Below are 20,647 nucleotides of genomic sequence, written 5' to 3'. Positions count from 1 at the left end.
TAACCCGGATTTGCCGCTTATACTTGTGGCAAATGGACACGTTCAGGGAGGCATCAAGTGAAGAAACTCACCGATAAGCAAAAGTCCCGTCTCTGGGAGCTTCAGCGTAATCGTAATTTCCAGGCCAGTCGCCGTCTTGAAGGCGTCGAGATGCCTTTAGTTACTCTTACTGCCGCAGAGGCTTTAGCGCGCCTTGAAGAGCTGAGGAGGCACTATGAGCGATAAATTCGGCGAAGGGCGCGATCCGTATCTTTATCCTGGCCTTGATATCATGCGTAACCGGCTGAACATCCGCCAGCAACAGCGGCTGGAACAGGCCGCTTACGAAATGACGGCGCTGCGTGCTGCGACCATTGAGCTTGGTCCGCTGGTGCGCGGTTTACCGCATTTGCGCACTATCCATCGCCAGCTGTATCAGGATATTTTCGACTGGGCGGGGCAACTGCGTGAAGTTGATATTTATCAGGGTGATACGCCGTTCTGCCACTTTGCTTATATCGAAAAAGAGGGCAATGCCCTGATGCAGGATCTGGAGGAAGAAGGGTATCTGGTTGGCCTGGAGAAAGCGAAGTTCGTCGAGCGGCTGGCACACTACTATTGTGAAATTAACGTCCTGCATCCCTTCCGTGCGGGAAGTGGTCTGGCACAGCGTATCTTCTTCGAGCAACTGGCGATTCATGCTGGTTATCAACTGAGCTGGCAGGGTATCGAAAAAGAGGCCTGGAATCAGGCAAATCAGAGTGGGGCAATGGGGGATCTCACTGCGCTGCAGACGATATTTAGCAAAGTGGTAAGCGAAGCCGGGGAATCTGAGTAAAATAGCGCGGTTCTTTCGTACCGGAGCCGCCATGATCCTGCTTATTGATAACTACGATTCTTTCACCTGGAACCTCTACCAGTACTTTTGTGAACTGGGGGCCGACGTGTTGGTTAAGCGCAACGATGCGTTAACGTTGGCGGATATCGACACACTCAAACCGCAGAAAATTGTTATCTCACCTGGACCCTGTACGCCGGACGATGCAGGGATCTCCCTTGACGTTATTCGCCACTACGCCGGCAGTTTGCCGATTCTTGGCGTCTGCCTCGGTCATCAGGCAATGGCGCAGGCTTTTGGTGGCAAAGTTGTGCGCGCCGCAAAGGTGATGCACGGCAAAACCTCGCCGATCACACATAACGGTGAGGGCGTATTTAAGGGGCTGGCAAATCCACTCACCGTGACACGCTACCATTCGCTGGTGGTGGAGCCTGACTCATTACCGGAGTGCTTTGAAGTGACGGCCTGGAGCGAAACCCGCGAGATTATGGGGATTCGTCATCGCCAGTGGGATCTGGAAGGCGTGCAGTTCCATCCAGAAAGTATTCTCAGCGAACAAGGGCATCAACTGCTGGCTAATTTCCTGGAGCGCTGATTTCTGATTGCCATTTAGTGATTTTTTATGCATATTTTGTGATTATAATTTCACATTGGTTTATGCGTAACAGGGTGATCATGAGATGGCAACTGAACAAACAGCAATTACACGCGCGACTTTCGATGAAGTGATCCTGCCGATTTATGCTCCGGCAGAGTTTATTCCGGTAAAAGGTCTGGGCAGCCGAATCTGGGATCAACAGGGCAAGGAGTATGTCGATTTCGCGGGTGGCATTGCAGTTACGGCGTTGGGCCATTGCCATCCTGCGCTGGTGAACGCGTTAAAAACCCAGGGCGAAACTCTGTGGCATATCAGTAACGTTTTTACCAATGAACCGGCGCTGCGTCTTGGTCGTAAACTGATTGAGGCAACGTTTGCCGAACGCGTGGTGTTTATGAACTCCGGCACGGAAGCTAACGAAACTGCCTTTAAACTGGCACGCCATTACGCCTGTGTGCGTCATAGCCCGTTCAAAACCAAAATTATTGCCTTCCATAACGCTTTTCATGGTCGTTCGCTGTTTACCGTCTCGGTGGGCGGGCAGCCAAAATATTCCGACGGCTTTGGGCCAAAACCGGCAGACATCATCCACGTTCCCTTTAATGATCTCCACGCAGTGAAAGCGGTGATGGATGATCACACCTGCGCGGTGGTGGTTGAGCCGATTCAGGGCGAGGGCGGCGTGACGGCAGCGACGCCAGAGTTTTTGCAGGGCTTGCGCGAGCTGTGCGATCAACATCAGGCATTATTGGTGTTTGATGAAGTGCAGTGCGGGATGGGGCGGACCGGCGATCTGTTTGCTTACATGCATTTCGGCGTGACGCCGGATATTCTGACCTCCGCCAAAGCGTTAGGCGGCGGCTTCCCGATTAGCGCCATGCTGACTACGGCGGAGATTGCTTCTGCGTTTCATCCTGGTTCTCACGGTTCCACCTACGGCGGTAATCCACTGGCCTGTGCAGTAGCTGGCGCGGCGTTTGATATCATCAATACCCCTGAAGTGCTGGAAGGCATTCACGCGAAACGCCAGCGTTTTGTGGACCATTTGCAGAAGATCGATCAGCAGTACGATGTGTTTAGCGATATTCGCGGTATGGGGCTGTTGATTGGCGCAGAGCTGAAACCACAGTACAAAGGTCGGGCGCGTGATTTCCTGTATGCGGGTGCCGAGGAAGGCGTAATGGTGCTGAATGCCGGGCCTGATGTGATGCGTTTTGCGCCGTCGCTGGTGGTGGAAGATGCGGATATCGATGAAGGGATGCATCGTTTCGCCCACGCGGTGGCGAAGGTGATTGGGGCGTAAATAAGACGCGTCAGCGTCGCATCAGGCAAAAGATATCGGATGCGGCGTGAACGCCTTATCCGATGGTTTAGCCTGTATTACGCCTTCGAATCCCGCAACTTGCGACTCAGCCAAATCCCATGATGCGGTCGCTGCCGCCATGCCATCGACGAAATGGTGTGCATGGTGTTCAGATGACCAATAACCCGTTGTAAATGCTGCTCCAGCGTACCTGCCGCACCTTCGTGCGGCTGCATCTCCGGCGCATCCATGATATTGGCATCGCCAGAACTCCCCGGTTCGTCATACTCCAGTCGCTGCTGACAACGCTGAATGGCGATTTCACAAGACTGTAAATACTCTTGTGCCAGTTCAGGTGGCAATGCCCGGTGTTCCCGCGCCAGCGTGGTCATAGCATTAATATGCTCAACAATAAATTGGCTGTGTGTTACCCACAGTTTCATATCTGCCAGATAATGGCTGTTGAACGCCGGTTCCTGCATCGCCTGATTCAATGAGTTATACAGAGTGTTATGCGCTTGATTTACCCGCATTCGCTGCCAGGCCAGTGGCGTAGGTTGCGGATCCTCGCTCAGAATCAAACGAATCGCTTCCTGATAGGCTTCTAAAGCGTCATGGGCGTTTTTACGCAATAACCCGCTCTGCCACTGCGGCCACAGCCAGACAGTTCCGCCGAAAGCAATCAAACAACCAATAATGGTGTCGATAAGACGCGGAAGAATGTACTGCTCACCGTTCAGCCACAACAGTTGCAGGGTATATACTGCGGTAATGGTAAAACCGACCGTCGCCCAGCCGTAGTTTTTGCGCAATATCAGGTAGCTGGCGAGGGTGGTAATCAGCATCAACGTCAGGGTATAACCTTCGGGAATTTTAAAGTGCAGGGCAACGCCCGCAATGATTAACCCGACCACGGTTCCCACAGAACGATTCACAATTCGCAGGCGAGTCGCGCCGTAACCATTTTGCGTCACCAGCAATACCGTCATCAGGATCCAGTACGACTTCGGCAGATGCAGCGCGGTACCCATCAGGCTGGCAACACTTAACATCACACTCAGTCGTCCAGCATTGCGTAGCGCCGGAGATTTCAGTGACAGATAACTTTTTAGCGCCGGCAGTAACGGCATTCGCCGCTGTTTATCGGCCAGTAAATCACGGGCATAGAGCGGTTTTTGGGTGCGTAGTACACGAGCGATGCGGCTGAAGTGCCAATAGCAGAATTGCCCAACCGGATTATCCGGATGCTGGCGGGCGATTTTTTCCAGCGCGCCAATTTGTTTTTCCATTGTAAAGCGCGTCGGCAGGCGATGGTAAAGAATGTCATCAGCCAGCACGCGCAGGCGAGTGGCGACAGTTTGCGCATTCCAGCGGATAACTTCTTCCGCATGGCTACGCTCGACCAGCTTTTGCACCTCTTCCGGCTGATGCAAGCTGACCGAAATATGTTCCTGTAAATCCAGCGCCTCCTGGAAAATACGCAGCATCCGCTTGTAGTCAGTATTATTTTGCGCGGAAAGCATATGCATTTGCTGATAGCACTGAGTAATTAAATCGACCGCTTTTTGCTGGCGCACCAGCAGCGGCGGCAATGCTTTTTCAGGATCGGTGTGCTGGGTAAGCAGGCTGTATTTGGTTTCGCAATAATCCGCCAGTTCACGGTACAGCAAGCTTAGTGACTCGCGTAGCGGTTGTTCGCGCCAGATCCAGAACCAAAACCAGTTAAACAATCCGTACCAGAGAGTGCCCAGCGCATAGATGAGCAACGGTTCCCAGACCGGCATGTATCCCGCCAGACTGAGGGTAAAAATGGCGGCGAGCAGCGATGCGGGAAGCAATTTTGCGTGCAATGGCCCCAGCTCAGCAGTGACACCAAGCACCAGCGTTAATCCGGTCAGCAAAAAGGGCAGGGGAACATCTTTTGCCAGTAGTAGCTGTGTCAGCAAGCTACAGGTGGCAAACAGTGACGCACCAATGATTAAGCGTTTGAAAAAACGTTTATGAGGCGTATCAAGGCCCGCAATATTGCAACAGGCTGGAACGAGGGAGAAGAGCAGACCGAATCGTAATTCGCCAAGCATTAACCCAACGGCCACGGGCAAACATAGCACCAGCGTTTGTCGTAGTGCATAGTTGATATCGGGGTGATAAATCAGTCTGCGCCACATCGGGGGAAACAAAATGGCGCGCTACTCAGTAACGCGCCACTCCGACGGGATTAACGAGTGCCGTAAACGACGATGGTTTTACCGTGTGCGGAGATCAGGTTCTGATCTTCCAGCATCTTCAGAATGCGCCCCACGGTTTCACGAGAACAGCCGACAATCTGACCGATTTCCTGACGGGTAATTTTGATTTGCATACCGTCCGGGTGAGTCATGGCATCCGGTTGTTTTGCCAGGTTCAGCAGAGTCTGTGCAATGCGGCCCGTCACGTCGAGGAACGCCAGGTTGCCCACTTTCTCTGAAGTGACTTGCAAACGACGCGCCATCTGTGCAGAAAGACGCATCAGAATGTCCGGGTTTACCTGAATCAATTGGCGAAATTTTTTGTATGAAATTTCAGCCACTTCACAGGCGGTTTTCGCACGTACCCATGCGCTACGTTCCTGGCCTTCTTCAAACAGGCCCAGTTCGCCAATAAAATCACCCTGATTCAGATAGGAGAGGATCATTTCTTTACCCTCTTCATCTTTGATCAGCACTGCCACAGAGCCTTTAACGATGTAGTACAGCGTTTCCGCTTTTTCACCCTGGTGAATAAGCGTGCTCTTGGATGGGTACTTATGAATGTGGCAATGAGACAAGAACCATTCGAGAGTCGGGTCTGTTTGCGGTTTGCCAAGCACCATGCGCGGTTATCCTCTGTTATAAGCTTTCTCCAGAGCCAGAAAACGCCGCTGTCTCTGGATTGCCGAAATTGTGCTTCCCGCTACCTGGGAAGGGGCTATCAACTGTACTGCACGGTAATGTGACGTCCTTTGCATACATGCAGTACATCAATGTATTACTGTAGCATCCTGACTGTTTTAGCATAGCTTTCGCTTTGTGTCTCCTGGTGTCTCGCTTCAGCATGACCCAGGTCGCCTTCCGTTGCGCGATTTGGTTAGTACGCGTACTCTGTCAGGAAAATTGACGCAGTGGAGTAGCAAAAATGCAAGCGCGAGTGAAGTGGGTCGAAGGGTTAACTTTTCTGGGCGAATCCGCCTCTGGTCACCAGATTTTAATGGATGGCAACTCAGGCGATAAAGCGCCAAGTCCGATGGAAATGGTGTTGATGGCGGCGGGGGGCTGTAGCGCCATCGATGTGGTTTCTATCCTGCAAAAGGGGCGTCAGGATGTGGTCGATTGTGAAGTAAAATTGACCTCTGAACGCCGCGAAGAGGCACCACGCCTGTTTACGCACATTAATCTGCATTTTATCGTCACCGGTCGCGACCTGAAAGACGCAGCGGTTTCGCGTGCGGTAGATCTCTCTGCCGAGAAATATTGTTCAGTGGCGTTGATGCTGGAAAAAGCGGTGAATATTACTCACTCGTATGAAGTGGTTGCCGCGTGATTTGATGTCAGGAGTACGATGCCGGATAATTGTTTATCCGGCATATTAGCAGAGTTACTCGATTTTCTTTCCTTCCATCAATCGTTGCACCAGTGGCAGCATAATTAACTCCATTGCCAGACCCATTTTACCGCCCGGCACCACTAATGTATTGATGTGGGAAATGAATGAGCCCTGCAACATCGCAAGCAGCCAGGGGAAATCGATCCCTTCCAGATTACGAAAATGGATCACCACAAAGCTTTCATCCAGCGACGGGATAGCTTTTGCCGCGAACGGGTTTGAGGTGTCAACGGTGGGGACGCGCTGGAAGTTAAGATGGGTGCGGGAAAACTGCGGTGTGATGTAGTTGATATAGTCTTCCATTGAGCGCACTACTGAGTCCATCACTGCTTCTCGTGAGTGCCCGCGCTCGCTGGTGTCGCGGATCAGTTTTTGAATCCACTCCAGGTTAACGATAGGCACCACGCCAACCAGTAAATCCACATGTTGCGCAACGTTATGATGTGGTGTGACCACGCCGCCGTGTAGCCCTTCATAAAACAGTACATCAGTGGGTTCCGGTAAAGGTTGCCATGGGGTGAATGTTCCCGGCACCTGATTCCACGGTACCGCTTCGTCGTACGTATGCAGATATTTGCGTGATTTTCCTTTGCCGCTCTGACCGTATTCAATGAAGGTTTGTTCCAGCAGGCCGAAGTCGTTCGCTTCGGGGCCAAAGTAGCTGATATGCCGCCCGGCATCACGCGCCTTGCGGATCGCCATGTCCATTTCCGGGCGCGTGTAACGGTGAAAACTGTCGCCTTCCACCTCAGCTGCATGCAGATTTAACTGCGCGAATATTTTACGAAACGCGAGACTGGTGGTGGTGGTCCCCGCGCCGCTGGATCCTGTTACCGCAATGACCGGATGTTTGGCAGACATAGTAACTCCATGACTTAGCTATCATTATTATCTCGTCCGCCGACGGCTGCAGGTTATTCGCGAAACTGACTGCGCGGCATGATATTGACCGTTTCGTGCAGCTCCGACCATACCAGCACCGCTTCTCCGCACTGTAGCTGGCGTTTGACGTCGGCGACTTTCTGTTCAAGTGTACGCTCATGTTCACCATAATCGGTGCCTTCGCGTAACACAAAACTTTCAATTAAATTTTCCAGCGTTTCGGGGGAGAGTTCTTGCCACGGAATCAACATGATTTCGCCTCCAGATACGTTGTTAACCAGTCAGGAATGCGTGACTCCAGCCACATTTGCGGATGAAGTAATGTACCGCCAAGAAAGCCAACATGACCACCATGTTCAGTCAGTTGATACTCCACCTGCGGGGGGAGATTTTCCGGTTTCGGGATCACCTGATGATCCATAAACGGATCGTCTTTGGCGTGAATAATCAGTGTCGGTTTGGCGATCTGGTTCAGCATCGGCATGGCGCTACACTGACGATAATAGTCGATAGCGTCAGCGTAGCCATGAATTCTGGCGGTGATCAGATCGTCAAAATCACGGATGCGACGTACCGATTTTAACTGTGCGAGATTAATCGGCAGCGTACCGGGATAGGCTGCCAGTTTGCGCGCAGCATTGGCTTTTAACAGGTTCAGCAAGTAACGCTGATAAACGCGGGAAAAGCCCTTTTCCATATGATAACTACAGGCTTCCAGCATAAATGGCGCGGAGACAATTACCGCTGCATCAATCGGGAGGTTATTACCTTCTTTTGCCAGCAAACAGGCGAGCATATTACCGCCGAGCGAATAGCCGACGGCAGCCGTTGGCGCATGTCCAAATTCGCGCTGCAGCCAGCGTAAAAACCAGCTGGCGTCTTCGGTTTCGCCCGAATGGTAAATGCGGTGCATACGGTTTGGTTCACCGCTGCATCCGCGAAAATGCATCACCACGCCCAGCCAGCCGCGTTTTTGCGCCGCCTCGACCAGACCGTGGGCGTAAGGGCTATTGAGGCTGCCCTCCAGCCCGTGAAACACCACTAAACGCGGTTTATGGTTCGCCTGGGCAGGGTCTTCACTCCATGCGAGATCGACAAAATCGCCGTCGGGCAACTCCAGTCGCTGCCAGTGCGGGGTGAATTTCACCTTGCGACGAAACAGACGCGGCAGCATGGTTTGCAGATGACAATTGCTAAAGCCGCGCATAGGGGTGAATTCAGCACTGTTGCTGAATTCATTGGCATCGGTCGTCGTTATCTGCGCCATCAGTTGCTTTGGCCTTCCAGCAGCATCTGCTCAAGCTGCTCCTGGGCTTCCAGCCACGCCATTTCGCACTCTTCCAGGCCGGATTTGGCGCTGGCTTGCTGTTGCAGGCAGGCGGTCAACTCCGCTTTACGGCTTTGATCGTACAGTTCGCTGTCGCTGAGTTTCTCTTCCGCCTGCGCCAGTTGCGCGTTCAGCTTCTCCATCTCTTTTTCCAGACGGGCGATTGCTTTACGCAGTGGCTGGGTTTGCGCACGCAGCTCCGCTTCCCGACGCTTCTGGTCTTTACGTGCCTGGGCGCTGTTCGCGTTCTCTTTTGGCGCGTCGTCTGTCTGGTTTTCCTGCTTTTGAACGTCGCTCAACCACTGTTGATAATCTTCCAGATCGCCGTCGAACGGTTCGACTTTACGATCGTGAACCAGATAGAGATCGTCAGTGGTGGAACGCAACAAATGGCGGTCGTGCGAAACGACAACCAATGCGCCTTCAAACTCGATCAACGCTTCAGTCAGTGCCTGGCGCATGTCGAGGTCAAGGTGGTTAGTCGGTTCGTCGAGCAGCAGTAGATTCGGACGCTGCCAGACGATTAATGCCAGCACCAGGCGGGCTTTTTCCCCACCGGAGAAACGGCGCGTTTCTTCCGTCACTTTATCGCCCTGGAAACCAAAGCCGCCGAGGTAATCACGCAGTTTTTGTTCTAGTTCCTGCGGTGCTAAACGTGCCAGATGTTGAATAGGCGATTCGTCGGCGCGTAGATATTCCAGTTGATGCTGGGCGAAGTAACCGAGTTTGATCCCTTTCGCCAGGCCAATTTCACCGCTGACTGGCGCAAGCTCTCCGGCTAACAGTTTGATTAATGTCGATTTACCCGCGCCATTGCGGCCTAACAGACCAATGCGCGAACCCGGCACCAGATTCAGTTTAATCGAGTCGAGAATAATGCGATCGCCATAACCTGCGCTGACCTTTTCCATTTTCAACAACGGATTAGGCAGGCTTTCCGGCGCGCGGAAGCTAAAACGGAACGGGTTGTCGACGTGCGCTGGGGCAATCAACTCCATACGCTCGAGCATCTTAATACGGCTCTGGGCCTGCTTCGCTTTGGTGGCTTTGGCACGGAAACGGTCGATATAACTTTGCAGATGTGCCACGCGCTCTTGCTGGCTTTCATACATCGCCTGTTGCTGTGCCAGACGGGTAGCACGCTGCACTTCAAACGAGCTGTAGTTGCCGGTGTACTCGAACATGTTTTGTTGTTCGATATGAATAATTTTATCAACGATCGGATCGAGGAAGTCGCGGTCGTGGGAGATCAGGATCAGCGTGCCCTGATAGCTCTTCAGCCATTTTTCCAGCCAGATAACAGCATCGAGATCGAGGTGGTTAGTTGGTTCGTCGAGCAGCAGCAAGTCTGAACGGCAAATCAGCGCCTGGGCGAGGTTAAGACGCATACGCCAGCCACCGGAGAAATCACTTACCGGGCGCTCCAGTTGTTCATTGCTGAAACCGAGGCCGTGCAGCAGGCTGGCGGCGCGGGAGCGAATGCTCCATGCGTCAATAGCATCCAGCTTGCCATGAATGGTCGCAATGGCGTGCCCGTCGTTACGTTCGTTGGCGTCGTGTAGCTGCGCTTCCAGTTGACGATATTCACGGTCGCCGTCAATGACATATTCCAGCGCCGCTTGCGGTAGCGCTGGTGTTTCCTGATTCACCCACGCCAGTTGCCAGCTTCCTGGAAAGGTGTAGCTGCCGCCGTCGGCGCTGATTTCATTTTTCAGCAATGCCAGCAGGGTAGATTTACCACAGCCGTTTTTACCCACCAGGCCGACTTTCTGCCCGGGGTTGATGGTGGCGGTGGCATTATCCAGCAGGACGCGCACGCCGCGACGAATTTGTAACGAGGAGAAAACAATCATAAGGCGCCGTATGTTCAGACTATGTTAACTTATCATTATGATAATGTAATGTATGGGCGAGCTGCCGCACCGGGCGCAATGGTAGCCCAAAACAGCGACTATACACAAAAACCATACCGGGAGGGGGATGATGTCTCAGCCAGCGAAAGTTTTGCTGCTGTATGCCCATCCGGAATCTCAGGACTCGGTGGCAAACCGGGTACTGCTTAAACCGGCCACGCAGCTCAGCAATGTTACCGTGCACGACCTTTACGCGCACTACCCCGATTTTTTTATTGATATCCCCCGTGAGCAGGCATTACTGCGCGAGCACGAGGTGATTGTCTTTCAGCACCCTCTTTATACCTATAGCTGCCCGGCACTACTGAAAGAGTGGCTGGACCGGGTATTAAGCCGTGGTTTTGCCAGCGGGCCGGGAGGAAACCAACTGGCGGGAAAGTACTGGCGTAGCGTGATTACCACCGGCGAGCCGGAAAGTGCTTACCGTTATGACGCATTGAATCGCTACCCGATGAGCGATGTTCTGCGCCCCTTTGAGCTGGCGGCGGGCATGTGCCGGATGCATTGGCTAAGTCCCATCATTATTTACTGGGCGAGACGGCAAAGCGCACAGGAGCTGGCGGGTCACGCCAGAGCCTACGGTGACTGGCTGGCAAATCCGCTGTCTCCAGGAGGCCGCTGATGGAAGGTTCCGATTTTTTACTCGCGGGAGTGCTGTTTCTCTTCGCGGCGGTGGCTGCGGTGCCGCTGGCATCGCGGCTGGGTATTGGTGCAGTGTTGGGATATTTGCTGGCAGGGATTGCAATTGGCCCGTGGGGGCTGGGGTTTATTAGCGACGTCGATGAGATCCTCCACTTTTCGGAACTCGGCGTGGTATTCCTGATGTTTATCATCGGCCTTGAGTTGAATCCCTCCAAGCTTTGGCAACTGCGCCGTTCGATTTTTGGCGTAGGCGCGGCACAGGTGCTGTTAAGCGCGGCGTTGCTGGCGGGATTATTGATGCTGACGGATTTCGCCTGGCAGGCGGCGGTGGTCGGTGGCATTGGCCTTGCGATGTCTTCCACTGCAATGGCGTTGCAACTGATGCGTGAGAAAGGGATGAATCGCAGCGAATCTGGACAGCTAGGTTTTTCGGTTTTGCTGTTTCAGGATCTGGCGGTGATCCCCGCGCTGGCGTTAGTACCGCTGCTGGCGGGTTCGGCAGACGAACATTTCGACTGGATGAAGATCGGCATGAAGGTGCTGGCGTTTGTCGGCATGCTGATTGGGGGGCGCTATTTACTGCGTCCGGTATTCCGTTTTATTGCTGCTTCTGGTGTGAGGGAAGTGTTCACCGCCGCGACACTGCTGCTGGTGTTGGGTTCCGCATTGTTTATGGATGCGCTGGGGTTGTCGATGGCGCTCGGTACGTTTATTGCGGGCGTGCTGCTGGCGGAAAGTGAATATCGCCATGAGCTGGAAACGGCTATCGATCCGTTCAAAGGCTTGCTGCTCGGACTGTTTTTTATCTCTGTCGGCATGTCGCTCAACCTCGGAGTGCTTTATACCCATCTGTTGTGGGTAGTGATAAGCGTGATTGTGCTGGTGGCGGTGAAAATTCTCGTGCTGTATTTGCTGGCGCGGCTGTATGGCGTGCGTAGCTCAGAGCGGATGCAGTTTGCTGGCGTGTTGAGTCAGGGCGGTGAGTTTGCCTTTGTCCTCTTTTCTACCGCTTCTTCACAACGCTTATTCCAGGGCGACCAGATGGCGCTGTTGCTGGTGACGGTCACGCTTTCCATGATGACCACACCGCTGCTGATGAAGTTGGTGGATAAATGGCTGTCCCGTCAGTTTAACGGACCGGAAGAAGAAGACGAAAAACCGTGGGTCAACGATGATAAACCGCAGGTGATTGTCGTGGGCTTCGGACGTTTTGGTCAGGTGATTGGTCGTTTGCTGATGGCAAATAAAATGCGCATTACTGTGCTGGAGCGGGATATCAGTGCTGTTAACCTGATGCGCAAATATGGCTACAAAGTTTATTACGGCGACGCCACGCAGGTAGATCTTTTACGTTCTGCGGGTGCAGAGGCCGCAGAGTCAATCGTCATTACCTGTAACGAACCGGAAGACACCATGAAGCTGGTGGAGATTTGCCAGCAACACTTCCCGCATTTGCATATTCTTGCGCGAGCGCGCGGACGTGTGGAAGCGCATGAATTATTACAGGCAGGGGTGACGCAGTTTTCTCGTGAGACATTCTCCAGTGCGTTAGAGCTGGGGCGCAAAACGCTGGTCACGCTTGGCATGCATCCGCATCAGGCACAGCGGGCACAATTGCATTTTCGTCGCCTGGATATGCGAATGTTGCGGGAGCTCATACCGATGCATGCCGATACCGTACAAATTTCTCGCGCCAGGGAAGCCCGACGCGAACTGGAAGAGATCTTCCAGCGTGAAATGCAACAAGAACGACGCCAGCTGGATGGCTGGGATGAATTTGAGTAGAGGATAACGATGGCAATCCGAAAACGTTTTATTGCGGGCGCAAAATGCCCGGCCTGTCAGGCGCAGGATTCAATGGCGATGTGGCGCGAAAATAATATTGATATTGTTGAATGTGTTAAGTGCGGACATCAAATGCGAGAAGCAGACAAAGAAGCCCGCGATCACGTTCGCAAAGATGAGCAAGTGATCGGGATTTTTCATCCGGACTAGCGATATGCGCCGAGATTTTTTAAGCTAGTGAGTACACGGCTGCAGAATTCCGCTACAATCTGCGCCACTATTCTTCCCATGCTCAGGAGATATCATGAAAGTAGCAAAAGACCTGGTGGTCAGCCTGGCCTATCAGGTACGTACAGAAGACGGTGTGTTGGTTGATGAGTCTCCGGTGAGTGCGCCGCTGGACTACCTGCATGGTCACGGTTCCCTGATCTCTGGCCTGGAAACGGCGCTGGAAGGTCACGAAGTTGGCGACAAATTTGATGTCGCTGTTGGCGCGAACGACGCTTATGGTCAATACGACGAAAACCTGGTGCAGCGCGTTCCTAAAGATGTATTTATGGGCGTTGATGAACTGCAGGTAGGTATGCGTTTCCTGGCTGAAACCGACCAGGGTCCGGTACCGGTTGAAATCACTGCGGTTGAAGACGATCACGTCGTGGTTGATGGTAACCACATGCTGGCCGGTCAGAACCTGAAATTCAACGTTGAAGTTGTGGCGATTCGCGAAGCGACCGAAGAAGAACTGGCTCATGGCCACGTTCACGGTGCGCACGATCATCACCACGATCACGACCACGACGGTTGCTGCGGTGGTCATGGCCACGATCACGGTCATGAGCACGGTGGCGAAGGCTGCTGCGGCGGTAAAGGTAACGGCGGTTGCGGTTGCCACTAATACCGAAAAAGTGACAAAAAAGCGGGGAATCCCCGCTTTTTTTACGCCTCAATAATGTGGCGGTGGCGTTTCTTCAGCCTGCGACGCGATGTTCGACGGCTGGCTGGCTTTTAGCTTCTCGGTCAGCAGACGCAGATGATCGCGCAGTTTCGCCATCTCCATTTCATGAGCGGTCACCGTGACGTTCAGTTCTTCAATGGTGATTTCCTGAAAAGCCAGTCGGCTCTCCAGCTCTGCCAGGCGTGCTTCCAATGATAAATCCTGCATGATTCACCTCTTTTGTCGAATGGTCGCCGCGGATTCTACTTAACTTTGCTGCCCGAGACAGCACTCATTTCGCGGTCATCGAAACTAATTTAAACAAAAAGAGTCTGAAAATAGATGATAATAGGGCGTGTCTGTATGTAGATTTGTTCGACAACGCTTTATAGTACCCTTCTGATAATAGTTAACCCTGGGGTGAGATGCCCCGATCCTGGAGATATGGATGAAATCACTGTTTAAAGTAACGCTGCTGGCGACCACAATGGCCGTTGCCCTGCATGCACCGATCACTTTTGCTGCTGAAGCTGCAAAACCTGCTACAACTGCTGACAGCAAAGCAGCGTTCAAAAATGACGATCAGAAATCAGCTTATGCACTGGGTGCTTCGCTGGGTCGTTACATGGAAAACTCTCTTAAAGAACAAGAAAAACTTGGCATCAAACTGGATAAAGATCAGCTGATTGCGGGTGTTCAGGATGCATTTGCTGATAAGAGCAAACTCTCCGACCAAGAGATCGAACAGACACTGCAAGCATTCGAAGCTCGCGTGAAGTCTTCTGCTCAGGCGAAGATGGAAAAAGACGCGGCAGATAACGAAGCGAAAGGTAAAGAGTACCGCGAGAAATTTGCCAAAGAGAAAGGTGTGAAAACCTCTTCAACTGGTCTGGTTTATCAGGTAGTAGAAGCCGGTAAAGGCGAAGCACCGAAAGACAGCGATACTGTTGTCGTGAACTACAAGGGTACGCTGATCGACGGTAAAGAGTTCGACAACTCTTACACCCGTGGTGAACCGCTCTCTTTCCGTCTGGACGGTGTTATTCCGGGTTGGACAGAAGGTCTGAAGAACATCAAGAAAGGCGGTAAGATCAAACTGGTTATTCCACCAGAACTGGCTTACGGCAAAGCGGGTGTTCCGGGGATCCCACCGAATTCTACCCTGGTGTTTGACGTAGAGCTGCTGGATGTGAAACCAGCGCCGAAGGCTGATGCAAAGCCGGAAGCTGATGCGAAAGCCGCAGATTCTGCTAAAAAATAAGCATTAAGAACCGCCGCCTGACCAGGCGGCGGTTTTTTTATTACAGGCCGGATATAATTAGTGCTGGAAAGCGGAACCTCCGCTGTATTAATTTAGTTACCCGCATCATTAATGAGCCTGCCCTGAAAAGTTAACGACAGGCTCCTGAAAAGGAGTGTTTTTTTTCATGTCCAGGTCGCTTTTAACCAACGAAACCAGTGAGTTGGATTTACTGGATCAACGTCCTTTCGACCAGACCGATTTTGATATTCTGAAATCCTACGAAGCGGTGGTGGACGGGTTAGCGATGCTTATTGGCTCCCACTGTGAAATCGTTTTGCACTCTTTGCAGGATCTAAAATGTTCAGCCATTCGCATTGCTAACGGTGAACATACAGGCCGGAAGATTGGTTCGCCAATTACCGACCTGGCGCTACGTATGCTGCACGATATGACGGGAGCGGATAGCAGCGTTTCTAAATGCTACTTTACTCGCGCCAAAAGCGGCGTATTAATGAAGTCCCTGACTATCGCGATTCGTAACCGCGAACAGCGTGTAATTGGTCTGCTGTGCATCAATATGAATCTTGATGTTCCCTTCTCGCAGATTATGAGCACTTTTGTGCCGCCAGAAACCCCGGATGTCGGTTCAAGCGTCAACTTTGCCTCTTCTGTTGAAGATCTGGTTACCCAAACGCTGGAGTTCACCATCGAAGAAGTGAATGCCGATCGCAATGTTTCTAATAACGCCAAAAATCGTCAGATCGTGCTAAATCTCTACGAGAAAGGGATCTTCGATATTAAAGATGCGATCAACCAGGTTGCTGACCGCCTGAACATCTCCAAACACACTGTCTATCTCTACATCCGCCAGTTCAAGAGCGGTGATTTCCAGGGGCAAGATAAGTAATGCGTTTTGCCATCGTGGTGACCGGACCAGCATACGGTACGCAACAGGCGAGTAGTGCTTTTCAGTTTGCGCAGGCGCTGATAGCAGAAGGCCATGAACTAAGCAGCGTCTTTTTCTATCGGGAAGGGGTCTATAACGCTAACCAATTGACCTCACCGGCAAGCGACGAATTTGACCTTGTGCGCGGCTGGCAACAACTGAATGCGCAACATGGTGTGGCGCTGAATATCTGCGTAGCGGCAGCGTTACGCCGCGGTATCGTCGATGAAACTGAAGCAGGAAGGCTGCGATTGGCCTCGTCAAACCTTCAGCCGGGATTTACCTTAAGTGGACTTGGCGCGCTGGCGGAAGCCTCGCTGACCTGTGACAGAGTGGTACAGTTCTGATGAAACGAATTGCGTTTGTTTTTTCTACTGCGCCTCATGGTACCGCTGCAGGCCGGGAAGGTTTAGATGCTTTACTGGCAACTTCCGCATTAACTGACGATCTGGCTGTCTTCTTTATTGCTGATGGCGTTTTTCAGCTGTTGCCAGGACAAAAGCCCGATGCAGTGCTGGCGCGTGATTACATTGCCACTTTTAAATTGTTGGGTCTGTACGACATTGAACAGTGCTGGGTTTGTGCGGCTTCACTGCGCGAACGCGGGTTAGATCCGCAGACCCCCTTTGTTGTCGAAGCCACGCCGCTCGAAGCAGATGCCTTACGCCGCGAACTCGCCAACTACGATGTTATTTTGAGGTTTTGAGGCGTTTATGCTGCACACATTACATCGTTCACCCTGGCTGACGGATTTTGCTGCGCTGTTGCGTCTACTCAGTGAAGGCGACGAACTGCTATTATTGCAAGATGGTGTAACTGCCGCAGTTGACGGTAACCGCTACCTTGAAAGTCTGCGTAATGCCCCCATTAAGGTCTATGCCCTGAACGAAGACCTTATTGCCCGCGGTTTGACTGGTCAAATTTCGAACGACATCATTCCCATTGACTATACTGATTTCGTCAGACTTACGGTTAAGCACTCCAGCCAGATGGCCTGGTGATGGCGGGATCGTTGTATATTTCTTGACACCTTTTCGGCATCGCCCTAAAATTCGGCGTCCTCATATTGTGTGAGGACGTTTTATTACGTGTTTACGAAGCAAAAGCTAAAACCAGGAGCTATTTAATGGCAACAGTTAACCAGCTGGTACGCAAACCACGTGCTCGCAAAGTTGCGAAAAGCAACGTGCCTGCGCTGGAAGCATGCCCGCAAAAACGTGGCGTATGTACTCGTGTATATACTACCACTCCTAAAAAACCGAACTCCGCGCTGCGTAAAGTATGCCGTGTTCGTCTGACTAACGGTTTCGAAGTGACTTCCTACATCGGTGGTGAAGGTCACAACCTGCAGGAGCACTCCGTGATCCTGATCCGTGGTGGTCGTGTTAAAGACCTCCCGGGTGTTCGTTACCACACCGTACGTGGTGCGCTTGACTGCTCCGGCGTTAAAGACCGTAAGCAGGCTCGTTCCAAGTATGGCGTGAAGCGTCCTAAGGCTTAATGGTTCTCCGTTAAGTAAGGCCAAACGTTTTAACTTAAATGTCAAACTAAACTCGTAGAGTTTTGGACAATCCTGAATTAACAACGGAGTATTTCCATGCCACGTCGTCGCGTCATTGGTCAGCGTAAAATTCTGCCGGATCCGAAGTTCGGATCAGAACTGCTGGCTAAATTTGTAAATATCCTGATGGTAGATGGTAAAAAATCTACTGCCGAATCTATCGTATACAGCGCGCTGGAGACCCTGGCTCAGCGTTCTGGTAAATCTGAACTGGAAGCATTCGAAGTAGCTCTCGAAAACGTGCGCCCGACTGTAGAAGTTAAGTCTCGCCGCGTTGGTGGTTCTACTTATCAGGTACCAGTTGAAGTCCGTCCGGTTCGTCGTAATGCTCTGGCAATGCGTTGGATCGTTGAAGCTGCTCGTAAACGCGGTGATAAATCCATGGCTCTGCGCCTGGCGAACGAACTTTCTGATGCTGCAGAAAACAAAGGTACTGCAGTTAAGAAACGTGAAGACGTTCACCGTATGGCCGAAGCCAACAAGGCGTTCGCACACTACCGTTGGTAATCCCTTCGGAGTTTTAGTCACCAGGCGGGCGCTTCCAGTAAGCAGCCCGCTTTGGGCTACTTAAATTGAACGCCTAAAAGATAAACGAGGAAACAAATGGCTCGTACAACACCCATCGCACGCTACCGTAACATCGGTATCAGTGCGCACATCGACGCCGGTAAAACCACTACTACCGAACGTATTCTGTTCTACACCGGTGTAAACCATAAAATCGGTGAAGTTCATGACGGCGCTGCAACCATGGACTGGATGGAGCAGGAGCAGGAACGTGGTATTACCATCACTTCCGCTGCGACTACTGCATTCTGGTCTGGTATGGCTAAGCAGTATGAGCCGCATCGCATCAACATCATCGACACCCCGGGGCACGTTGACTTCACAATCGAAGTAGAACGTTCCATGCGTGTTCTCGATGGTGCGGTAATGGTTTACTGCGCAGTTGGTGGTGTTCAGCCGCAGTCTGAAACCGTATGGCGTCAGGCAAACAAATATAAAGTTCCGCGCATTGCGTTCGTTAACAAAATGGACCGCATGGGTGCGAACTTCCTGAAAGTTGTTAACCAGATCAAAACCCGTCTGGGCGCGAACCCGGTTCCGCTGCAGCTGGCGATTGGTGCTGAAGAACATTTCACCGGTGTTGTTGACCTGGTGAAAATGAAAGCTATCAACTGGAACGACGCTGACCAGGGCGTAACCTTCGAATACGAAGATATCCCGGCAGACATGGTTGAACTGGCTAACGAATGGCACCAGAACCTGATCGAATCCGCAGCTGAAGCTTCTGAAGAGCTGATGGAAAAATACCTGGGTGGTGAAGAACTGACTGAAGAAGAGATTAAAGGTGCTCTGCGTCAGCGCGTTCTGAACAACGAAATCATCCTGGTAACCTGTGGTTCTGCGTTCAAGAACAAAGGTGTTCAGGCGATGCTGGATGCGGTAATTGATTACCTGCCATCCCCGGTTGACGTACCTGCGATCAACGGTATCCTGGACGACGGTAAAGATACTCCGGCTGAACGTCACGCAAGTGATGACGAGCCGTTCTCTGCTCTGGCGTTCAAAATCGCTACCGACCCGTTTGTTGGTAACCTGACCTTCTTCCGTGTTTACTCCGGTGTGGTTAACTCTGGTGATACCGTACTGAACTCCGTGAAAGCTGCACGTGAGCGTTTCGGTCGTATCGTTCAGATGCACGCTAACAAACGTGAAGAGATCAAAGAAGTTCGCGCGGGCGACATCGCTGCTGCTATCGGTCTGAAAGACGTAACCACTGGTGACACTCTGTGTGACCCGGATGCGCCGATCATTCTGGAACGTATGGAATTCCCTGAGCCGGTAATCTCCATCGCAGTTGAACCGAAAACCAAAGCTGACCAGGAAAAAATGGGTCTGGCTCTGGGCCGTCTGGCTAAAGAAGACCCGTCTTTCCGTGTATGGACTGACGAAGAATCTAACCAGACCATCATCGCGGGTATGGGCGAACTGCACCTCGACATCATCGTTGACCGTATGAAGCGTGAATTCAACGTTGAAGCGAACGTAGGTAAACCGCAGGTTGCTTACCGTGAAACTATCCGCCAGAAAGTTACCGATGTTGAAGGTAAACACGCGAAACAGTCTGGTGGTCGTGGTCAGTATGGTCATGTTGTTATCGACATGTACCCGCTGGAGCCGGGTTCAAACCCGAAAGGCTACGAGTTCATCAACGACATTAAAGGTGGTGTAATCCCTGGCGAATACATCCCGGCCGTTGATAAAGGTATCCAGGAACAGCTGAAAGCAGGTCCGCTGGCAGGCTACCCGGTAGTAGACATGGGTATTCGTCTGCACTTCGGTTCTTACCATGACGTTGACTCCTCTGAACTGGCGTTTAAACTGGCTGCTTCTATCGCCTTTAAAGAAGGCTTTAAGAAAGCGAAACCAGTTCTGCTTGAGCCGATCATGAAGGTTGAAGTAGAAACTCCGGAAGAGAACACCGGTGACGTTATCGGTGACTTGAGCCGTCGTCGTGGTATGCTCAAAGGTCAGGAATCTGAAGTTACTGGCGTTAAGATCCACGCTGAAGTACCGCTGTCTGAAATGTTCGGATATGCAACTCAGCTGCGTTCTCTGACCAAAGGTCGTGCATCATACACCATGGAATTCCTGAAGTATGATGAAGCGCCGAGTAACGTTGCTCAGGCCGTAATTGAAGCCCGTGGTAAATAAGCCTAAGGGTTAATACCAAAGTCCCGTGCTCTCTCCTGAAGGGGAGAGCACTATAGTAAGGAATATAGCCGTGTCTAAAGAAAAATTTGAACGTACAAAACCGCACGTTAACGTTGGTACTATCGGCCACGTTGACCACGGTAAAACTACTCTGACCGCTGCAATCACCACCGTACTGGCTAAAACCTACGGCGGTGCTGCTCGTGCATTCGACCAGATCGATAACGCGCCGGAAGAAAAAGCTCGTGGTATCACCATCAACACTTCTCACGTTGAATATGACACCCCGACCCGTCACTACGCACACGTAGACTGCCCGGGGCACGCCGACTATGTTAAAAACATGATCACCGGTGC

General features: G+C 51.9%; 25 protein-coding genes. 18 read left to right on the top strand and 7 right to left on the bottom strand.

Annotated features, from left to right (window positions below; genetic code table 11):
• Positions 1–57: 57 nt before the first annotated feature.
• From BEB54_RS12230 to argD, 4 genes are all read left to right on the top strand, one after another.
• A complete protein-coding gene (locus BEB54_RS12230; RefSeq protein WP_000736860.1) occupies positions 58–225 on the top strand; it encodes a YhfG family protein in 168 nt (55 codons plus the stop codon).
• Complete coding sequence (locus BEB54_RS12225) at positions 215–817, top strand: putative adenosine monophosphate-protein transferase Fic (RefSeq protein ID WP_039020599.1); 603 nt, start codon at positions 215–217, stop codon at positions 815–817. Before BEB54_RS12230 ends, BEB54_RS12225 begins: the two co-directional genes overlap by 11 nt.
• A 31-nt stretch (positions 818–848) precedes the next feature.
• Complete coding sequence (gene pabA, locus BEB54_RS12220; protein ID WP_000601871.1) at positions 849–1,412, top strand: aminodeoxychorismate synthase component 2; 564 nt, start codon at positions 849–851, stop codon at positions 1,410–1,412.
• 85 nt (positions 1,413–1,497) lie between these two features.
• Positions 1,498–2,718 carry a bifunctional acetylornithine/succinyldiaminopimelate transaminase gene (argD, locus tag BEB54_RS12215; RefSeq protein WP_039020598.1) on the top strand — a complete coding sequence of 407 codons (1,221 nt, stop codon included), beginning with the start codon at positions 1,498–1,500 and terminating at the stop codon, positions 2,716–2,718.
• A 77-nt stretch (positions 2,719–2,795) separates the two neighbouring features.
• Here argD and BEB54_RS12210 read toward each other — a convergent pair whose 3' ends face one another.
• Positions 2,796–4,886, bottom strand: a complete 2,091-nt coding sequence (locus BEB54_RS12210) for a YccS/YhfK family putative transporter (RefSeq protein ID WP_039020597.1) — start codon at positions 4,884–4,886, stop codon at positions 2,796–2,798.
• Between the two features lie 50 nt (positions 4,887–4,936).
• Positions 4,937–5,569 (bottom strand): cAMP-activated global transcriptional regulator CRP, encoded by a 633-nt coding sequence (gene crp, locus BEB54_RS12205; protein WP_000242755.1) that lies wholly within the window; start codon positions 5,567–5,569, stop codon positions 4,937–4,939.
• Between the two features lie 302 nt (positions 5,570–5,871).
• Here crp and BEB54_RS12195 point away from each other — a divergent pair, with 302 nt between their 5' ends.
• Positions 5,872–6,276 carry an OsmC family protein gene (locus BEB54_RS12195; RefSeq protein ID WP_001148911.1) on the top strand — a complete coding sequence of 135 codons (405 nt, stop codon included), beginning with the start codon at positions 5,872–5,874 and terminating at the stop codon, positions 6,274–6,276.
• A gap of 54 nt (positions 6,277–6,330) precedes the next feature.
• Here the strand turns inward: BEB54_RS12195 and BEB54_RS12190 are convergent, their stop codons facing one another.
• The 4 genes from BEB54_RS12190 to BEB54_RS12175 are packed head-to-tail and all read right to left on the bottom strand — an operon-like array spanning position 6,331 to position 10,401.
• Positions 6,331–7,200 (bottom strand): phosphoribulokinase, encoded by an 870-nt coding sequence (locus BEB54_RS12190; RefSeq protein ID WP_032185285.1) that lies wholly within the window; start codon positions 7,198–7,200, stop codon positions 6,331–6,333.
• Positions 7,201–7,253: 53 nt separating this feature from the next.
• Positions 7,254–7,472 (bottom strand): YheU family protein, encoded by a 219-nt coding sequence (locus BEB54_RS12185; RefSeq protein ID WP_000907089.1) that lies wholly within the window; start codon positions 7,470–7,472, stop codon positions 7,254–7,256.
• Entirely contained in the window at positions 7,466–8,488 is a 1,023-nt protein-coding gene (locus BEB54_RS12180) for a hydrolase (RefSeq protein ID WP_039020596.1), read from the bottom strand. Before BEB54_RS12180 ends, BEB54_RS12185 begins: the two co-directional genes overlap by 7 nt.
• Positions 8,488–10,401, bottom strand: coding sequence for an ABC transporter ATP-binding protein (locus BEB54_RS12175; protein ID WP_039020595.1), 1,914 nt, complete (start codon positions 10,399–10,401; stop codon positions 8,488–8,490). Before BEB54_RS12175 ends, BEB54_RS12180 begins: the two co-directional genes overlap by 1 nt.
• Positions 10,402–10,531: 130 nt before the next feature.
• Here BEB54_RS12175 and kefG point away from each other — a divergent pair, with 130 nt between their 5' ends.
• From kefG to slyD, 4 genes are all read left to right on the top strand, one after another.
• Positions 10,532–11,083: a glutathione-regulated potassium-efflux system ancillary protein KefG gene (kefG, locus tag BEB54_RS12165; protein WP_123059735.1), complete on the top strand. Its 552-nt coding sequence runs from the start codon at positions 10,532–10,534 to the stop codon at positions 11,081–11,083.
• Positions 11,083–12,888, top strand: a complete 1,806-nt coding sequence (kefB, locus tag BEB54_RS12160) for a glutathione-regulated potassium-efflux system protein KefB (RefSeq protein WP_105282205.1) — start codon at positions 11,083–11,085, stop codon at positions 12,886–12,888. The genes kefG and kefB overlap by 1 nt, the downstream gene beginning before the upstream one ends.
• Positions 12,889–12,897: 9 nt before the next feature.
• On the top strand, positions 12,898–13,098 hold the full coding sequence (locus BEB54_RS12155) for a YheV family putative zinc ribbon protein (RefSeq protein WP_001007730.1): 201 nt from the start codon (positions 12,898–12,900) through the stop codon (positions 13,096–13,098).
• Positions 13,099–13,192: 94 nt separating this feature from the next.
• Positions 13,193–13,783: a peptidylprolyl isomerase gene (gene slyD, locus BEB54_RS12150; protein WP_000861334.1), complete on the top strand. Its 591-nt coding sequence runs from the start codon at positions 13,193–13,195 to the stop codon at positions 13,781–13,783.
• Positions 13,784–13,831: 48 nt separating this feature from the next.
• Here slyD and BEB54_RS12145 read toward each other — a convergent pair whose 3' ends face one another.
• Positions 13,832–14,050, bottom strand: coding sequence for a protein SlyX (locus BEB54_RS12145; protein WP_001153615.1), 219 nt, complete (start codon positions 14,048–14,050; stop codon positions 13,832–13,834).
• A 220-nt stretch (positions 14,051–14,270) separates the two neighbouring features.
• Here BEB54_RS12145 and fkpA point away from each other — a divergent pair, with 220 nt between their 5' ends.
• The 9 genes from fkpA to BEB54_RS12100 form a co-directional block, all read left to right on the top strand.
• Positions 14,271–15,083 carry an FKBP-type peptidyl-prolyl cis-trans isomerase gene (fkpA, locus tag BEB54_RS12140; RefSeq protein WP_000838261.1) on the top strand — a complete coding sequence of 271 codons (813 nt, stop codon included), beginning with the start codon at positions 14,271–14,273 and terminating at the stop codon, positions 15,081–15,083.
• 166 nt (positions 15,084–15,249) lie between these two features.
• On the top strand, positions 15,250–15,972 hold the full coding sequence (locus BEB54_RS12135; RefSeq protein WP_000091466.1) for a helix-turn-helix transcriptional regulator: 723 nt from the start codon (positions 15,250–15,252) through the stop codon (positions 15,970–15,972).
• Positions 15,972–16,358, top strand: a complete 387-nt coding sequence (tusD, locus tag BEB54_RS12130; RefSeq protein ID WP_001209691.1) for a sulfurtransferase complex subunit TusD — start codon at positions 15,972–15,974, stop codon at positions 16,356–16,358. Before BEB54_RS12135 ends, tusD begins: the two co-directional genes overlap by 1 nt.
• Entirely contained in the window at positions 16,358–16,717 is a 360-nt protein-coding gene (tusC, locus tag BEB54_RS12125; protein ID WP_000820714.1) for a sulfurtransferase complex subunit TusC, read from the top strand. Before tusD ends, tusC begins: the two co-directional genes overlap by 1 nt.
• A gap of 7 nt (positions 16,718–16,724) precedes the next feature.
• Complete coding sequence (gene tusB, locus BEB54_RS12120) at positions 16,725–17,012, top strand: sulfurtransferase complex subunit TusB (protein WP_000903377.1); 288 nt, start codon at positions 16,725–16,727, stop codon at positions 17,010–17,012.
• A gap of 125 nt (positions 17,013–17,137) precedes the next feature.
• Entirely contained in the window at positions 17,138–17,512 is a 375-nt protein-coding gene (gene rpsL, locus BEB54_RS12115) for a 30S ribosomal protein S12 (protein WP_000246815.1), read from the top strand.
• Between the two features lie 96 nt (positions 17,513–17,608).
• A complete protein-coding gene (gene rpsG, locus BEB54_RS12110) occupies positions 17,609–18,079 on the top strand; it encodes a 30S ribosomal protein S7 (RefSeq protein WP_001138043.1) in 471 nt (156 codons plus the stop codon).
• A gap of 96 nt (positions 18,080–18,175) precedes the next feature.
• Positions 18,176–20,290 (top strand): elongation factor G, encoded by a 2,115-nt coding sequence (gene fusA, locus BEB54_RS12105; protein ID WP_000124703.1) that lies wholly within the window; start codon positions 18,176–18,178, stop codon positions 20,288–20,290.
• A 70-nt stretch (positions 20,291–20,360) separates the two neighbouring features.
• On the top strand, positions 20,361–20,647 hold a 287-nt coding region (locus BEB54_RS12100), incomplete at its 3' end, for a GTP-binding protein (RefSeq protein WP_000031683.1).

The organism is Escherichia sp. MOD1-EC6021, assembly GCF_002965245.1.
Classification (GTDB): domain Bacteria; phylum Pseudomonadota; class Gammaproteobacteria; order Enterobacterales; family Enterobacteriaceae; genus Escherichia; species Escherichia coli_F.
Note: the sequence above shows the minus strand (reverse complement) of the source record. Positions and strands in the feature narration are given on the sequence as shown.

Coding starts and splice junctions, on each gene's coding strand:
- BEB54_RS12225 (WP_039020599.1), top strand. CDS start 215: ATGAGCGATAAATTCGGCGAAGGGCGCGATCCGTATCTTTATCCTGGC.
- pabA (WP_000601871.1), top strand. CDS start 849: ATGATCCTGCTTATTGATAACTACGATTCTTTCACCTGGAACCTCTAC.
- argD (WP_039020598.1), top strand. CDS start 1,498: ATGGCAACTGAACAAACAGCAATTACACGCGCGACTTTCGATGAAGTG.
- BEB54_RS12210 (WP_039020597.1), bottom strand. CDS start 4,886: ATGTGGCGCAGACTGATTTATCACCCCGATATCAACTATGCACTACGA.
- crp (WP_000242755.1), bottom strand. CDS start 5,569: ATGGTGCTTGGCAAACCGCAAACAGACCCGACTCTCGAATGGTTCTTG.
- BEB54_RS12195 (WP_001148911.1), top strand. CDS start 5,872: ATGCAAGCGCGAGTGAAGTGGGTCGAAGGGTTAACTTTTCTGGGCGAA.
- BEB54_RS12190 (WP_032185285.1), bottom strand. CDS start 7,200: ATGTCTGCCAAACATCCGGTCATTGCGGTAACAGGATCCAGCGGCGCG.
- BEB54_RS12185 (WP_000907089.1), bottom strand. CDS start 7,472: ATGTTGATTCCGTGGCAAGAACTCTCCCCCGAAACGCTGGAAAATTTA.
- BEB54_RS12180 (WP_039020596.1), bottom strand. CDS start 8,488: ATGGCGCAGATAACGACGACCGATGCCAATGAATTCAGCAACAGTGCT.
- BEB54_RS12175 (WP_039020595.1), bottom strand. CDS start 10,401: ATGATTGTTTTCTCCTCGTTACAAATTCGTCGCGGCGTGCGCGTCCTG.
- kefG (WP_123059735.1), top strand. CDS start 10,532: ATGTCTCAGCCAGCGAAAGTTTTGCTGCTGTATGCCCATCCGGAATCT.
- kefB (WP_105282205.1), top strand. CDS start 11,083: ATGGAAGGTTCCGATTTTTTACTCGCGGGAGTGCTGTTTCTCTTCGCG.
- BEB54_RS12155 (WP_001007730.1), top strand. CDS start 12,898: ATGGCAATCCGAAAACGTTTTATTGCGGGCGCAAAATGCCCGGCCTGT.
- slyD (WP_000861334.1), top strand. CDS start 13,193: ATGAAAGTAGCAAAAGACCTGGTGGTCAGCCTGGCCTATCAGGTACGT.
- BEB54_RS12145 (WP_001153615.1), bottom strand. CDS start 14,050: ATGCAGGATTTATCATTGGAAGCACGCCTGGCAGAGCTGGAGAGCCGA.
- fkpA (WP_000838261.1), top strand. CDS start 14,271: ATGAAATCACTGTTTAAAGTAACGCTGCTGGCGACCACAATGGCCGTT.
- BEB54_RS12135 (WP_000091466.1), top strand. CDS start 15,250: ATGTCCAGGTCGCTTTTAACCAACGAAACCAGTGAGTTGGATTTACTG.
- tusD (WP_001209691.1), top strand. CDS start 15,972: ATGCGTTTTGCCATCGTGGTGACCGGACCAGCATACGGTACGCAACAG.
- tusC (WP_000820714.1), top strand. CDS start 16,358: ATGAAACGAATTGCGTTTGTTTTTTCTACTGCGCCTCATGGTACCGCT.
- tusB (WP_000903377.1), top strand. CDS start 16,725: ATGCTGCACACATTACATCGTTCACCCTGGCTGACGGATTTTGCTGCG.
- rpsL (WP_000246815.1), top strand. CDS start 17,138: ATGGCAACAGTTAACCAGCTGGTACGCAAACCACGTGCTCGCAAAGTT.
- rpsG (WP_001138043.1), top strand. CDS start 17,609: ATGCCACGTCGTCGCGTCATTGGTCAGCGTAAAATTCTGCCGGATCCG.
- fusA (WP_000124703.1), top strand. CDS start 18,176: ATGGCTCGTACAACACCCATCGCACGCTACCGTAACATCGGTATCAGT.